This window comes from Microcoleus sp. D2_18a_D3 (genome assembly GCF_036702455.1).
Taxonomy (GTDB): domain Bacteria; phylum Cyanobacteriota; class Cyanobacteriia; order Cyanobacteriales; family Microcoleaceae; genus Microcoleus.
Genome location: NZ_JAUBTK010000054.1, coordinates 24,502 through 39,498, shown reverse-complemented (window position 1 = coordinate 39,498; position 14,997 = coordinate 24,502). Strand labels below are relative to the sequence as shown.

The following is a 14,997-nucleotide window of genomic DNA, read 5'->3' as shown; positions in this document are numbered from 1 at the left end:
GTTAATTAGCAATACTTTTTGACCAAGACTAATGGAACTAGCTAATTTGTCGGCAAATTTACGATCGCCTTTAGAATCTGTCGATCGCCATCCTGCCACGGTTGCGCCCTCAACTTGCCTCGGTGATGCGATCGCCCTGATGCGTCGGGCGATCGACCCTTGCCCACTGCCTAATTCACCTGCATTTCCCGACTCAAACGAAACTGGAAAAGCATCGATTAGTTGCCTCTTAGTTGTCGATGAAAATCAGCTAGTCGGACTGCTAAGCCCGGAAGATGTGCTAAACTTAGCCTCCGAATATGGATGGCAAGGCATGAAAGTTGCCGACGCAATGACGCGGAATTTAATTGTCTTAAAAGAATCAGAATTTACAGATATTACTACCGCATTCAAGCTCTTTTGTCAATACTCGATCGATTGCTTGCCAATTGTAGATGAACAAGGTCAGCCAGTAGGTTTAGTCAGCGAAAAAAGGATTCGCCCAGCAATGTATAGCTGGATCGAGGCACTGCATCAAGAAGTGGCAAAACTCCAGGAACAATGCGAACTGTTAGAAGGCAATTGTGAACTAGAAAAAGTCAGCGATCGCCAAAATGCCGAAAATGCTATGCGGCAGAGCGAGGCGCGCTACCTGGCGATTGTGGAAGACCAAACCGAACTGATTTGCCGCTACCTCCCAGACGGTAAAATAACTTTTGTCAATCAAGCTTACTGCCGTTATTTCGGCCTGCCGCCGTTCGACTTACTCGGCAAATGCTTCATGTCCCTGCTGCCAGAAGCAGACCGAGAAATTTTTCAACAGCAATATACTTCTGTGTCTCCCGACAACCCTATTTTTACCTGCGAGCACCAAGTAATTTTGCCGAGCGGGGAAATTCGCTGGCAGCAGTGGATCGATCGGGCGATATTCGACGACAGCGGACAAATCGTCGAGTATCAAGCTGCAGGCCGGGATGTCACGGATCGTAAACAAGCAGAAATCGCTTTGCAGCAGCTCAATGCAGAGTTAGAACGGAGAGTGCAGCAGCGGACACAATGGTACGAACTGGCAGTATCGGCCGGCAAAGTGGGGGTTTGGGACTGGAATTTGGAAACCGATGAAATCTACATTGCTCCGTCTTTGAAAGCTTTGTTGGGCTATCAAGACGCAGAGATTCCCAACCGCATGGAAAATTGGGCGTCTCACGTTCATCCCGACGATCGAGTTGCAGTCGAAGACGCAGTAAATGCTTATCTAGAAGGTTTGACAGAAATTTATGAAGTAGAACACCGGATGGTGCGTAAAGACGGCAGCATCTGCTGGATACTTGCCCGCGGCAGCGCGATCCGATCGGCTTCTGGCAAGGCCTTCCGCCTGACTGGCACTGACACCGACATTACCGATCGCAAATTGACCGAAGAAAAACTCCAAAAATCCGAAGCCGAACTGCTGGCGCTGTTTAACGCCATGACGGATATCGTCCTGGTTTTCGACGCAAGCGGCCGCTACCTCAAAATCGCCCCCACGGCTCCCGAACTGCTGTACAAACCGGCTCCTGAAGTGATCGGCAAAACCCTCGCCGAAATCTTCCCAGAAGCGGAAGCTAATTTTGCCCTCGGCCACATTCGCCAAACATTGGCATCTGGGGAAACCCACAGAATTGAATACAGCATGGAAATTGGCTGCAAGTTATTTTGGTTTGATGCCAGTATTTCGCCGCTGGAGCTCGATCGGGTGATGTGGGTCGCCAGAGACATTACCGCTCGCAAACAGGCAGAAGCTGCACTGCAAAAGAGCGAGGAAAAGTTTCGCAACTTATTTGACGATGCTCCGATCGCGCTTGGTTTGGCAAGCGTGCGCGACTACCGCACGATCAAAGTGAATGAAGCTCACCGCCAGATGTTGGGCTACAGCGATTCGGAGTTGGCTACCATGACTTTTACTGAACTCACGCATCCAGAAGATTTACAAGCAGATGTAGAGGAAGTCAAGCAGTTGATGTGTGGCAATATTTCTCGCTTCCAAAGGGAAAAACGCTTGATTAAGAAGAATGGCGAGCTGATGTGGGCAAACTTGACGGTGACGCTGATCCGCGATCGCGAGGGCATTCCTCTCTACAGCATGGGGGCGATCGAAGATATCAGTTATCGTAAGCGGGCAGAAATCGAATTTCAGCAGTTAAAAGAACGCCTGCAATTTTTGCTTGGTTCTAATCCGGCGGTAATTTTTACAGCCGCACCGATCGGGGACTTTTGTACTACTTACATCAGCGACAACGTTCAGACAATCTTTGGCTACAACCCCCAAGAATTGTTAGCAGATTGTAAATTTTGGTCTAGCAGGATTCACCCTGAAGATCGACCACAATTTTTATTAAACTTTTCGGATTTGTCCGAGGAAAAAAATTGCATTTCCGAGTATCGTTTTCTACACCAAGACGGAATTTACCGCTGGCTAAGGACGGAACTAAAACTATTGGTTGACAGCAGGGGAATTCCGATCGAAATTATTGGTTATGCCGCTGATATCAGCAATTCTAAATACGCCGAACTCGCTAGGGGGCAGCAGTTCGAGCAAGAACGGCTTGTGGAGGCGATCGCCCGTCGTGTGCGCCAGTCTTTGCAATTAGAGGAAATTCTCAACACTACCGTTGCCGAACTCCAGCAAGTATTATTAGCCGATCGAGTTTTGGTTTATCAAATTTTACCCAAAAGCGGCGGCCGAGTCATTGCTGAAGCCGTGGCAGAAGGATGCAGCCCACTGGTGAATAGATGTTTTGGCGAAGAGGTTTTTCCCCCTGAAAGTTATCAGCTTTATTTGCAAGGGCGAATTTCTGCAATTTCCGAACTAGATGACCCCTCCCTTACACCTTGTGTGGCCCAGTTTATGAAACAGATTCAAGTTAAGGCAAAGTTAGTAGTGCCGATTCTTCAGCACAGCCAACTTTGGGGATTGCTGATTGCCCACCAATGCGAGATCCCTCGTGATTGGAAAGAATGGGAAATTAATTTATTTCAGCAGTTGGTGAATCAATTGGCGATCGCCATTCAGCAATCTCTACTTTACCAGCAACTGCAAGCTGAACTGAGCGATCGCAAACAAGCAGAAGCAAATTTGAAAAACTCCCTCAAAGAAAAAGAAATTTTGCTTAAAGAAATTCACCACCGCGTCAAAAACAACCTCTGCGTAGTTGCCAGTCTGTTAGAATTGCAATCGAACACAGTTGCCGACCCGCAAGTAAGCAAAATGTTTGAAGAAAGTCAGAATCGCCTTTATTCTATGGCTCTGATTCACGAAAAACTGTACCGATCGACTAACCTAGCGCAAATTAATTTTGGCGAATATCTCGAAGATTTGGTAAGTAACTTGTTTCACTCTTACAATATTAGCAACAACCGAATTCAGTTGCAGGTATTAGCTGAGCCCATTTCCCTAAATCTTGAAACCGCTACTCCCTGCGGTTTAATTGCCAATGAATTGGTTTCAAATACCCTGAAACACGCTTTTCCTGATGGCACAACTGGTACAGTTAGTGTAGAATGCTATCAAACGGGCGATCGAGAAATCAACCTCTTAGTTAAGGACAACGGCATTGGCTTTCCTGAAAACTTAGATTTTCGGAAAACTCAGTCGATGGGCTTTCAAGTTGTCTGCACTTTAACCGAGCAGTTAGAAGGAACCATCGAAATATCCAGAGGATTTGGTACATCTTTTCACTTGAAATTCAACGAATTAAACTACTTTCAAAGATTGTAATGATATGAGTTTTACAGAACAAAAAATTAATATTTTGATTGTCGAAGACGAACTGTTAATTGCTAAAAACTTATCCCCTAAATTAGAAAAATTGGGATATCAAATCGCCGATATCGTTTCTTCAGGAGCGGATGCCATCCAGCGCGCCCGCGAACTAAGACCCGATTTAATTTTAATGGATATAGTTATCAAAGGCGACATTGACGGCATAGAAACAGCAGCAATAATTAATCAAGAATTAGATATACCAATTATCTATACAACTGCCTATGCTGACGACGAAACTTTGCAGCGAGCCGAAAATACTGGTTCTTATGGCTACCTGCTCAAACCTTTTAAAGAAAGAGAAATGCACGCCACTATCAAGATAGCACTGAGCAAACATCAAGAAGCAGTTAATCTGAAAAAAATAATGGCGTTAGCAGCAGAAAAAAGCGAAAATAGATCGCGCTTTATTTCAATGGCTTACCACGATTTAAACACTCCTTTAACTACCATACAGTTATCTGCTGAAATGCTAGAAGATAGCGACTCGCATACAACCCCCGGAACCACCCATAAAAATGTCGATCGCATTAAAAAAGCAGTCAGTAATATGAGTGGTTTGCTGGAAGATATTTTAATGCTTAGCAAAGCAGAATCAGGCAAAATTTCTTTAAATTTAAATCCGATTAATGCGACGGATTTATGCAATTCTATTTTAGAAGAACTGCAACCCATTGTCACCGACAAACACCTCGTAACTTTCCGCAGCAAAACAAATCCGCTGCACGCCAATCTCGATCCCAAACTACTGCACCACCTCCTGACTAATTTGCTTTCAAACGCTATTAAATATTCTCCAAACGGCGGCAATGTCAGTTTAGACTTAAGCTGCGAAAACCAACAGATAATTTTGTGCGTTCGAGATGAGGGAATTGGAATGACACCCGAATATCAAGGAAAACTATTTCAGCAGTTTGAACGGGGTGCTAATGTAGGCAAGATTAAAGGATCGGGTTTGGGACTCTGCATTGTCAAACACATCGTTGACCTGCACGGCGGTACAATAAGTGTGGAAAGTGCGATCGACAAAGGTACTACATTTATTGTCGCCCTGCCTTTTTTAGTCAGTAGTCAGTAGTCAGTAGTCATCTATTCTTCTTCCTTCTTCCTTCTTCCTTCTTCCTTCTTCCTTCTTCCTTCTTCCTTCTTCCTTCTGCGATAAATCTATTGGGAGACAAAAGCTCGATCGCCCTATCTTCTTCTCCGCCCGCCGCATTCGCAAATCGCTCAGCCAAAACAGGTACAATAGTCAAAGGATTGCTGAGACCAGAAAAAACGTGCAATCCCGGGCGATCGGCAATCGGCCCCATTACAGGCAAATTATCAGCGCTAAATGCCACACTACACGCGTGCCAAGTTGCCGGTAAACCTGCCAAATCGGGCAAAACCTTGCCGATTCCTCCACGAATTGCAGTTTCGCTGGTTTCGCGATCGACTTTAGCATTCAAATCGCTCAAAGTGCGCGACAATTGCCCGATCCGCAAACTCCCATCCTTAAACCCAATTGCACCCGAATCTAAAATCGGCGACAGCAACTCTTTACCAGGTTCATCCCAAAGAAAATCCACCTCAGTTCTACTCGATTCAGCTTCCAATTCAAAACGTTTTAATACCGCAGGCATCACCAAAGTCCTGAGTTTCAAATCCACAGGTGCAGTTTCCAAAATCTCGGTGCGAGTAAAATACACTCCCACAGAAACGCCAGCGGCTTTCAGCAAACTCCGACTCCAACCTCCAGCACAAACCACAGCATTTTCACAACGATAAATTCCCTGGGCCGTCTTGACTCCCGAAATCCGATTTCCCTCTTCTATAAACCCAATTACTTCAGCAAATTCTATCGTTCCTCCCAACCGCAGAAACCCTTGACAATAAGCTTTATTTGTGGAAGTCGGCGAAATGTGACCGTGGCGTACAGTCAGAGCTCCGGCGATCGCACTTTTATTCAGCAAAGGTTCCAACTCGCCAGCTTCTGCAACACTCAAAAGCTGCGGAACAATCGCAAAATGCGCGTAATTAGCCGCTACTTTTTCAGCATCAGTACCTGCATCAATTGTCAGCAACAAATCCAACTCGCGAAACTCAGTATCAGCATCTAATTGGGCTGATAAATTGCGGTGGCGTTCGATACCTTCCCGACACAATTGCCGAGTTAAATCAGTCGTTCCCGACCAATAAGCTAAGCCACCATAACTAAAACGAGTAGCGTTTTGCATGGTAGCATCTCGTTCCAAAAGCAGCACAGCAAAACCTTTTTTTGCCAGTTCGTAACTCAGTGCCGCACCCGTAATGCCACCGCCGACAACAATCCAATCGTAACTTTTCATGGGCAACTCAAAAAGAAGGAAAATATCATGCTCAGATTTTAGCTTACGTTTTTTCGGAACCAATCGAAAAACCTCTACCTACAGGAAGAGGCTGCCTGCGATCGCCATAACTGAAACTTCCACCCGTCGGGAGATGTTTGCGTAGAGATATTTTTCGTTCAATAGTAGGAATTAGAGTCAGCAAAAAATTAGAAATACCAGAGAGGTTTTTATGAGTATCGACAAACCAGGCAAAGACATGGAACGCACGGTCAATCCGGGCGATCGTATTTCCGACGAACCGCAAACCATCGAAGAAAAAGCCAAGCAACTGGCGGTAGACCACGTACCAGACATCGTGGGAGATGTTGTTACAGTTCCAACTTATGTGATCGTCGAAGAACCGGATGGGGAAAAGAAAGCCCTGCACCACGTCAAAGACGCCGACGAAATTTCCGACGTAATTCGGCAGGCCCGCGTTGACGAAAATGGCGAGCGGGTTTGGGATTAAGTTCAATCCAATAAAAACGGCTTTGTTGTACAAAAGTTATCAGAGAAATCATGGAAACAAATCCCAGAAATAGTACGCCCTATCCCAATCTTCCGCCGATTCTCGAAAGTGACGACGCAGAGTACCGCGACGCCGGCATTACGAGTACGCTTTCAATTGCAGGCCATCCAATCCACCCCATCATCGTCATCTTTCCGGTAGCCTTTTTAGTAGGAGCCGCCGGCACGGACATCGGTTATTGGCTGACAAGCGATCCGTTTTGGGCGAGAGCTTCGGTTTGGCTGATGGGTGTGGGTTTTGCTGCGGGGATTTTGGCAGCAATCACGGGCTTTTTAGATTTTTTCAAAGTAAAAAGAGTGCGCGATCGCAGTGCCGGTTGGTTGCACATGGGCGGCAATGTAGCGGTTATGGTACTTACCCTGATTAACTTGCTGTTGCGCCAAGGAAATCCGGCTGAGCCGATCGTATATACAGGTTTAGCAATATCGGTCGTCGTGGCAGCCTTGCTGGGCATTACAGGCTGGTTCGGCGGCGAACTAAGTTTTCGCCACAAAATCGGAGTCATTGGCCCTACCAGCCATAATTCATAGGTTTCTGACCATTTGTAGTAGGGACTTCAGTCCTTCTTCGTTGGAGAATTTAGGGCTAATATCAATTCCGGTTGCACCGGAATGATATAGAGGACACGGCAATGCCGTGTCCCTACCGAAAATAATAGTGTAGGGACACGGCACTGCCGTGTCCTAATTTTGGCTAATAATTCCGATGCTACCGGAAACGATATAAAGTCTTGACTACAAACTTAAAGATTGTCCCGGCCAATTCAGATAAGCATCGCTGCCAGCGATAATAGGAATAGCATTGACACTCCCCGACCTGAAGGTACGGGGATTCTTAAGACATTTCTGTCAAAATATCCCGCGCAAGCGTGGGTTCCCAGGCTGACTACGTTTGCACCGTTGAGTGCGTAGTCATATCTCCTCAAAAATGTTTTGGGCGTAGACTTTCCCCCAGTCCAGGGGTAGGTTTTTAAATCTTGTCTGATGTGTTTATTCTACCATATTCATTTGTGCCAATGGATTTGTTACTTTACTTAACAATGGCAAAAGCCGTCCTATAAGGCGATGCACGCTCGCGTAGCCGAAGTGACGGGGTTTTCAACCCAATTCTCTGATAATTTCGGGAACTTCATAGGAATGGAGTTCCTGAACTTTTGTTTTTAAAGCCTCAAATTTAGCCAAATCAGTTTTAATCAGCAATTGCCACTCAGACTCCGCATGAATCTCGCCTTGCCAAGTATAAATAGAGCGAATGGGTGACAAACTCACACAAGCAGCCAGCTTGTGTTCAACTAGAGATTTCGCGAGATTCTCCGCCTCCGCCTCCGATGCCGCAGTTACCAGCACCACCCCAAAATTAATTGTCATAGTCATCAGTCATCAGTGAACAGTGAACAGTCAACAGTCAACAATCAACCGTTAATCTCATTAACTTCCCAAGAATTGACTCTGCCCGCCCCAGCTAAGGAAAAATAGCGCCTAGTAGATTCCGGCAAAATAGCTCCCGCCAACAAAGCATTATCTAAATTAGCTCCTATTAACGTCGCCTCGCTCAAATCTGCAGCCATCAAATCTGCTTGACACAGCTTTGCCCAATTCAGATTTGCCCCTCTCAAACAACTTCCCCTCAACTTAGCCCCGGTTAAGTTTGCACCCGCCAACTTCACCCCCCGCAACTGAGCCGCGCTAAAATTTGCACCCGCCAAATTCGAGCCTTCCAAATTAGCTCCCATCAGTTTAGCTTCGCTGACGTTAACGCCGCTCAAATCTACACCGCAGAGATTCACCCCTGCCAACTGCGCTCGCCGCAGGCTGACTCCGGTTAATTGAGCTCCAAAAAGTTTTGCACTGTTGAGCCTTGCACCGTAAAGGTTTGCCCACTTAAAATTAGCAGCAGTCAGATTAGCGCCCAGCAAGTTAACTAATTGCAAGTCGGCGCTGCACAAATTCGCATTCCACAACACAGCACCCCGCAGGTTTGCGCCAGTTAAAGTTGCGCCGCTTAACTTTACCCTGGGCATTTTTGCTTTTACCAAAAAAGCACCGCTGAGATTGGCTTTTGTCAAATCTGCACCTGAGAGTTGGGTTTCACCCATTTTGGCAAAACTCAGATTTGTTCTGTGCAGCAGTGCACCTTTGAGTGTTGCTTTGGTGAGAAACGCTCTACTGAGGTTGGCCCCGGAAAGATTAGCTCGCGAAAGGTTGACTCCGATTAAGATTGCTCCGCTGAGGTCTTTCCCGCTGAGGTCGGCTCCAGTAAAGTCTCTTTCTCCTTTTTCGTAATTGTTGAGCAGTTCGCTAACTTCCATAGGGCGTGATACCTTCTATGATTGGGGGGGTTTCGATCGAGAAATCTCTAATCTTAAGGTTGTTTCAGAAATTAGACTGTTTCAGAAATTAGACTGTTCCAGCGTTTGCCTCAAACGGTATAAATCCCAATAACATCACTTTCTGTTTAAAGGCAATCTCTTAATAAAGATTTTATATCTTCCACGCGGTAGCGATCGCCCTTTCGGTATTTTTGAATTAAAAGTTAATGTTTTGTGACATAGATAGTCCTTCCTTAACGCTCAACCGTAATTCGCAACTTCAAGCGCAGCGTGCCCTTGAATCCTGCGGGAGGTTGCCAGGAACTCAAGGCCCTCTTGAGAGCCTCTACGGCGTCTGTTGCTTGCAGCGTCGAGGTTTTAGTGTCGATCGCCAATCGGGCAACGCGGCCGTCTTGTACCAATAACTTCCATACCGTTTCACCGCTAACCCCCGCCGGGAGATGAACAGATTGCAGGTATTGAGTCAAATCCGCGATCGCCCCGGCATCGAACCCTTCGGCGCTAACTACTTGGAGGCGAGAAGCCTTTGGCTGCGATGGTTGCAACTCACCGTAACCTCGCGGCGGCGCCATAGCAGGAGCTGGACTCACCGGTGCCGGGCGGGGAGTCGAGGTAACGCTGCGAGTGCCGCCTCTAGTTGGCTCTGCCGCTCCCGACTCGAAAATACCTTCATAGCTGACACCCTGCGGCAATTCTACAGGCACTTGCACGCGGCGACGAGATCCATCTGGTTCGACTCGCACTTCTTCGCTCACAGCCACAAAAGCCGTGTATTCCGACAGCAAGCGATAAGTCAGAGCAGTATTAGTCACAGCTTCCACCAGAGATTTAGTCTCGCCACCAAACATTTGATTCATTAAATCTTTAATGCGCGATCGCGCCCAAAGTTGAGCTACCGCCGGATTGCCAAAATCCGTAGCGGTTGCTGTGACAGAAGTTGACTCCCGCTGCCGCCCGCCGGATTGAGCAAAATTAACCGGTAAAACTTGCTCGTAAGTTTTGCCGCCCGCCAGAGTGCCGCGAATGCGAAGTTGGCCGTTAGTTCGATCGGTCTTTTTGCCAAACAAAACCAGTGGCCCACTCGCAAACAAGTCTGGGGGTGCGATCGGATAAATCTCCGGTTTTTCCCCCATTCCTTCCCAACTAATTTGAATATTAGTCAATACCGGACTATTAATTTGACGAAAAAACTTTTCTGCTGCTTCTGCTGATGGTTCATCTTGACGAATTACTTGAGACGTACCTCTTCCCACTTCCGCCAAACGGTTGAGCAAAAACCGATTCACCGAACCGCCGACACCAAAACTATAAAGGCGATTTCCTGGTTTCAGACTCTGCTGAACCAGATCCAGCACTTCATTTTCATTACCAATGTAACCGTCAGTAATTAGTACAATACTCCGCAGCCTTCCCGTTGCCGCCGCCGGAAAATTCATCACTGTTTGAATGCCATTAAGCAGTTCACTGCCACCGTTAGCCTGCAACTTTTCGATATAATTAATTGCTTTTTCTCTATTTTCTGCCGTATTTGCTAAAGGATTTGTTGAAAGCGCTTGTGCAGTATTTGCAAAATCAATAATAGTAAAAGTATCGTTGGAATTCAGCCCTTGAATAAAGCGGCGCATCAACTCCTTAGATTTGCTCAGCGGTTCGCCCTGCTGAGAACCAGAAGTATCTATCAGAAACACGACATCTTTGGGTACAATTTCATTAGTTTTGTAGTTTAAAGCCGGAATCAAATAAGTAGCAAAATGACTGCCCCGCTTGTCGGATTGAGTTAAAATAGTTGCCCGAGTATTTTCGCCCGCGACTCGATAGCGCAGAATTAAATCTTTATTGGGAATTGTGTCTGAATTGGCTAATTGGACTTGCACAATATTGCCGCTGCGGTGAGTTGTAATTTGATGGGAAGTAGAGCGGACATCGCCGATCGCAACTCCGGCATCTATTTCTACCGAAACAGCAATATTGTGACCCGATCGCCTTCCAGGAGGCAAGACAGGCGGGTTAATGCGATCGGCACCAGAACTATAGCCTCCCCTTGCTAAGTTGGGGGGGGTCAGATTTCCCGAAATATAACGCGGCCCAACCACCATTGGAAACACAAATTCGTAATCGCCGCCGGCAAACTTGAGACTTTCCGTGTAGCGAATCGTAACTTCAATTTTTTCTCCTGGTTTGATATTAGCCAGAGACTGAGTAAAAATATTGTCGCGTTCTTGTTCCAACAAACCCGCACTCCGGCCTTGCTTTCTGGCTTGTTCGTAAATTTCCAAAGCTTCCTCGCGGCGTTTGATATCAGCTTTAATAATTCGTGAGCCTATTTTAATTTCCATATCATCCACCGCCGCTTCGTCGGGCAAAGGAAATACATAAACAGCTTCTATAGATTCAGGAAAAGGATTTTCAAACTTCTGAACAACTTCGACGCGGGAGATATTGCCAGCTATTTTGGCTTTAACTTCAGTCTGCTTGAGAGGAAAGACTTGTTCTGGGGTAGTATTGGGAGTTTTGACGAACAAACCGCCGACTCGACAGCTAGTTTCGGGCGATCGTCCGTCATTGCAATTAACATCGTTACTAGCGAGGATTTTCGGCGACACAGACGAATAATTTTCCGCAGGATCTTTTGCCCACGCTGCATGGGGAGCAAGCCACGCGCCACACTCTATCGCAGCGAGCAATGCCATACCAGTAGAAAGCAACCGTTGAGGGGATAGAACGCAGACAAACTTCATAGCTGTTTTTTTTAGCAGACTTGAGGTGCTTTGTTTACCATGACTTTACGCTTCGCGAAACGTTCCTGAGTTACCTTTCTGGGAAAAATCACCAAGGGCGTAGGGCTGATTGTAGATTGATTCCACAGGCGCTAATGGGGGACTGGAACTTTTGTCTAGACTGCTGTGGGCTTCCATCCGTCTTGGGGTGATGTCGGTTGGGGCGATCGTCCGCGAACCCAACCTAGAAGATTGTATGATAGTTAAATAATTAAATAACTCTAACCTCAACCTCTCAAGCTCTAATAAATTGAAAAAGCCATGAATTTTATTAACCCCAAAACCGACTTTGCATTTAAAAAAATCTTCGGCTCTGCTGACAGCAAAGACATTTTGATTAGCTTCTTAAATGCCATCCTCTACGAAGCACAGCCAGTCATCGAAGATTTAGAAATTCTTGACCCTTATTTAGCTCCCAAAATCAAAGGAGTCAAAGATACTTACTTGGATGTCAAAGCTAAAATTAGTGGCAGCAAAACAGTGATAATTGAAATGCAGGTATTGAATGTAGAATCCTTTGAAAAACGGATTTTATACAATGCTACCAAAGCTTACTCAGTGCAATTGAAAAGCGGAGAAAACTACAACCTCTTAAATCCCGTGATTGCGTTGACGATTACAGATTTCCAAATGTTTGAGCATTTGGAAACAGTAATTTCGCGGTTTTGTATCAAAGAAAAAAACAATCTGGTCGAGTATTTGGCGGATGAATTAGAATTTGTATTTGTTGAGTTGCCCAAATTTGACAAGACTTTAGCAGAATTAGAGACTCTGACTGATAAGTGGATATATTTCATGAAAACCGCTCGCACGTTAAGGTCTGTGCCGGAAGAGTTGGGAAATGTACCGGAACTCCGCAAAGCTTTTACAATTGCCAATGAAGCAAATCTCGATCCTGATGAATTGGAAGATTTAGAAAGGCGAGAAATTTTTATTCAAGACCAGCGAGGGGCAATTACCAAAGCTACCAGAATCGGGATAGAACAAGGAATCAGACAAGGCATCGAACAAGGCATCGAACAAGGTATCAAACAAGGAAATGTGACATTAATTGTTCGTCAGTTGGAGCGCAGTGTCGGCCTGCTGTCGCCGGAGATTCAAACCCGCATCGCTCAGTTATCCGCTCAGCAATTACAGAATCTAGGAGAGGCACTATTAGACTTTGCCAGCGTGTCAGATTTGACAACTTGGTTGCAAGCACATAACAATCGTCAATAATTTGGTCAAATGGGTGTAGGGGCAATCCCCCGTGGTTGCCCTTATGGATTACCTATGTCACATTTGAGTCTGACCTGACATTGAAACATCTAAAGTCGAAAATCCTATGAGCAAATTTGTGTTTGTGACTGGCGGCGTGGTTTCCAGCATCGGCAAGGGAATTGTCGGTGCTTCCTTGGGCCGCCTATTAAAGTCGCGGGACTATTCTGTCTCGATTTTGAAGCTAGACCCCTATATTAACGTTGACCCCGGCACTCTGAGCCCGTTTCAGCACGGAGAAGTCTTTGTCACGCAAGACGGTGCGGAAACTGACCTGGATTTGGGGCACTACGAGCGTTTTACCGATACTTCCATGTCTCGCCTCAATAGCGTCACCACAGGTTCCATTTATCAAGCGGTGATCAACAAAGAACGCCGCGGCGAGTATCAGGGGAGCACGGTGCAGGTGATTCCGCACATCACTAACGAGATTAAAGAGCGAATTCATCGGGTAGCAAAAAATACTAATCCCGATGTGGTGATTACGGAAATCGGCGGAACGGTGGGAGATATTGAATCTTTGCCGTTTTTGGAGGCAATTCGCCAGTTTCGCAAGGATGTCGGCCGGCAAAATGTTGTGTATATGCACGTGACGCTGATACCTTGGATTCCTTCGGCTGGGGAGATGAAAACTAAACCGACTCAGCATTCGGTGAAGGAATTGCGGTCGATCGGCATTCAACCAGATATTTTAGTCTGTCGGTGCGATCGCCCGCTATCTTTGGGCATGAAACAGAAATTGTCGGAATTCTGCAACGTACCCGAAGAATGTGTCATCACCGCTCAAGATGCCAAAAGTATCTACGAAGTACCCCTGATGATGGAACAGGAAGGTTTGGCCCAACAAACGCTCAATTTGCTGCAAATGGAACATCGCCAGCCAGATTTGCATCAGTGGCAAACTTTAGTCAACAGGCTTTACAGTCCCAATCACAAAATTGATATTGCTTTAGTTGGCAAATACGTGCGGTTGAACGATGCTTATCTTTCGGTAGTCGAAGCTTTGCGGCACGCGGCAATTGCGATCGGCTGCGACCTGAATTTACACTGGATTAACTCAGAAGATTTAGAATCGGGAAACCTCGATAATTATCTCAAAGGTATCAACGGCATTCTTGTACCGGGAGGTTTTGGGGTTCGGGGAGTTGACGGCAAAATAGCTGCGATCGAATATGCTAAACACCACAAAATTCCATTTTTGGGATTGTGTTTGGGGATGCAGTGTGCTGTGATTGAATGGGCGCGCAACATCGCCCAACTACAGGATGCCAACAGCGCTGAATTTAACCCAGATACAGCAAATCCGGTAATTAATTTATTGCCAGAACAGCAAGATGTAGTCGATTTGGGCGGTACAATGCGACTGGGTTTGTATCCGTGCCGTGTCAACCCAGACACGCTAGCTTTCAAACTTTATCAGAAAGAAGTGATTTACGAGCGACACCGCCATCGGTACGAATTTAACAATGCCTACCGCAATCTTTTCTTAGAATCAGGTTATGCAGTCTCCGGTACATCTCCAGACGGCCGCTTGGTAGAAATGATCGAATTTCCCAACCATCCCTTTTTCATAGCCTGCCAATTTCACCCCGAATTCCAATCTCGACCTAGCGCCCCCCACCCATTGTTTCAAGGGTTTATCCAGGCCGCTAGCATCCAGGGAAAGCAGGATGTTTTAGAAGATGAGGGTCGCGACTTGGTGGCTGGGAAAGTTGTCGCAAACTGATCTCATATCATGTGCGATCGATTAGTTCTGATATATTAGAGGTCTGTAGGGGCGGTTCCGAGTAGACAATATTCAAATCGCCTCGACAATGGACATTACAAAACCCACCCAACAGACCAATAGGATTTGATAGGGGTCGCACTTACCGGACTAGATATCGGGCAGCATTCTCAACGAGTGAAAAACCTCCCCCCCAACCCCTATGCTAGGGCTGGGGGGCTAGTACCACAAGGGAGAAGGCAGAAGGCAG

At 46.3% G+C, this 14,997-nt stretch carries 11 protein-coding genes; 6 read left to right on the top strand and 5 right to left on the bottom strand.

The annotated features are described in order from the left end of the window. The first annotated feature begins 31 nt into the window (after positions 1-31). Entirely contained in the window at positions 32-3,736 is a 3,705-nt protein-coding gene (locus QUB06_RS22510) for a PAS domain S-box protein (RefSeq protein ID WP_333437158.1), read from the top strand. A gap of 4 nt (positions 3,737-3,740) precedes the next feature. Then, positions 3,741-4,859: an ATP-binding protein gene (locus QUB06_RS22505; protein ID WP_333437157.1), complete on the top strand. Its 1,119-nt coding sequence runs from the start codon at positions 3,741-3,743 to the stop codon at positions 4,857-4,859. Positions 4,860-4,866: 7 nt separating this feature from the next. On the opposite strand, the gene QUB06_RS22500 is transcribed toward QUB06_RS22505, so the two are convergent. Next, positions 4,867-6,108, bottom strand: a complete 1,242-nt coding sequence (locus QUB06_RS22500; RefSeq protein ID WP_333437156.1) for an FAD-binding oxidoreductase — start codon at positions 6,106-6,108, stop codon at positions 4,867-4,869. A 211-nt stretch (positions 6,109-6,319) separates the two neighbouring features. Between QUB06_RS22500 and QUB06_RS22495 the strand changes: the two genes are divergently transcribed. After that, complete coding sequence (locus QUB06_RS22495; protein ID WP_333437155.1) at positions 6,320-6,598, top strand: hypothetical protein; 279 nt, start codon at positions 6,320-6,322, stop codon at positions 6,596-6,598. A 50-nt stretch (positions 6,599-6,648) separates the two neighbouring features. Continuing rightward, on the top strand, positions 6,649-7,188 hold the full coding sequence (locus tag QUB06_RS22490; protein WP_333437154.1) for a DUF2231 domain-containing protein: 540 nt from the start codon (positions 6,649-6,651) through the stop codon (positions 7,186-7,188). Positions 7,189-7,755: 567 nt separating this feature from the next. On the opposite strand, the gene cutA is transcribed toward QUB06_RS22490, so the two are convergent. The 4 genes from cutA to QUB06_RS22470 all read right to left on the bottom strand — a co-directional run bounded on the left by cutA (position 7,756) and on the right by QUB06_RS22470 (position 11,995). Then, positions 7,756-8,025: a divalent-cation tolerance protein CutA gene (gene cutA / locus QUB06_RS22485; protein ID WP_333437168.1), complete on the bottom strand. Its 270-nt coding sequence runs from the start codon at positions 8,023-8,025 to the stop codon at positions 7,756-7,758. A gap of 44 nt (positions 8,026-8,069) precedes the next feature. Next, the gene (locus QUB06_RS22480; protein ID WP_333437153.1) at positions 8,070-8,966 is read right to left on the bottom strand and encodes a pentapeptide repeat-containing protein; all 897 of its coding nucleotides are present in this window, start codon (positions 8,964-8,966) and stop codon (positions 8,070-8,072) included. Positions 8,967-9,220: 254 nt separating this feature from the next. After that, on the bottom strand, positions 9,221-11,725 hold the full coding sequence (locus QUB06_RS22475; protein ID WP_333437152.1) for a VIT domain-containing protein: 2,505 nt from the start codon (positions 11,723-11,725) through the stop codon (positions 9,221-9,223). Positions 11,726-11,770: 45 nt separating this feature from the next. Continuing rightward, a complete protein-coding gene (locus QUB06_RS22470; RefSeq protein WP_333437151.1) occupies positions 11,771-11,995 on the bottom strand; it encodes a hypothetical protein in 225 nt (74 codons plus the stop codon). A 30-nt stretch (positions 11,996-12,025) separates the two neighbouring features. Between QUB06_RS22470 and QUB06_RS22465 the strand changes: the two genes are divergently transcribed. Together QUB06_RS22465 and QUB06_RS22460 are read left to right on the top strand one after the other, a co-directional pair. Next, positions 12,026-12,982, top strand: coding sequence for an Rpn family recombination-promoting nuclease/putative transposase (locus QUB06_RS22465; protein WP_333437150.1), 957 nt, complete (start codon positions 12,026-12,028; stop codon positions 12,980-12,982). Positions 12,983-13,088: 106 nt separating this feature from the next. Next, positions 13,089-14,747, top strand: coding sequence for a CTP synthase (locus QUB06_RS22460; RefSeq protein ID WP_333437149.1), 1,659 nt, complete (start codon positions 13,089-13,091; stop codon positions 14,745-14,747). Positions 14,748-14,997 lie beyond the last annotated feature (250 nt).

Bases quoted from the DNA above. Each gene is read 5' to 3' on its own strand.
- QUB06_RS22510 (WP_333437158.1), top strand. From the start codon at position 32: ATGGAACTAGCTAATTTGTCGGCAAATTTACGATCGCCTTTAGAATCT.
- QUB06_RS22505 (WP_333437157.1), top strand. From the start codon at position 3,741: ATGAGTTTTACAGAACAAAAAATTAATATTTTGATTGTCGAAGACGAA.
- QUB06_RS22500 (WP_333437156.1), bottom strand. From the start codon at position 6,108: ATGAAAAGTTACGATTGGATTGTTGTCGGCGGTGGCATTACGGGTGCG.
- QUB06_RS22495 (WP_333437155.1), top strand. From the start codon at position 6,320: ATGAGTATCGACAAACCAGGCAAAGACATGGAACGCACGGTCAATCCG.
- QUB06_RS22490 (WP_333437154.1), top strand. From the start codon at position 6,649: ATGGAAACAAATCCCAGAAATAGTACGCCCTATCCCAATCTTCCGCCG.
- cutA (WP_333437168.1), bottom strand. From the start codon at position 8,025: ATGACAATTAATTTTGGGGTGGTGCTGGTAACTGCGGCATCGGAGGCG.
- QUB06_RS22480 (WP_333437153.1), bottom strand. From the start codon at position 8,966: ATGGAAGTTAGCGAACTGCTCAACAATTACGAAAAAGGAGAAAGAGAC.
- QUB06_RS22475 (WP_333437152.1), bottom strand. From the start codon at position 11,725: ATGAAGTTTGTCTGCGTTCTATCCCCTCAACGGTTGCTTTCTACTGGT.
- QUB06_RS22465 (WP_333437150.1), top strand. From the start codon at position 12,026: ATGAATTTTATTAACCCCAAAACCGACTTTGCATTTAAAAAAATCTTC.
- QUB06_RS22460 (WP_333437149.1), top strand. From the start codon at position 13,089: ATGAGCAAATTTGTGTTTGTGACTGGCGGCGTGGTTTCCAGCATCGGC.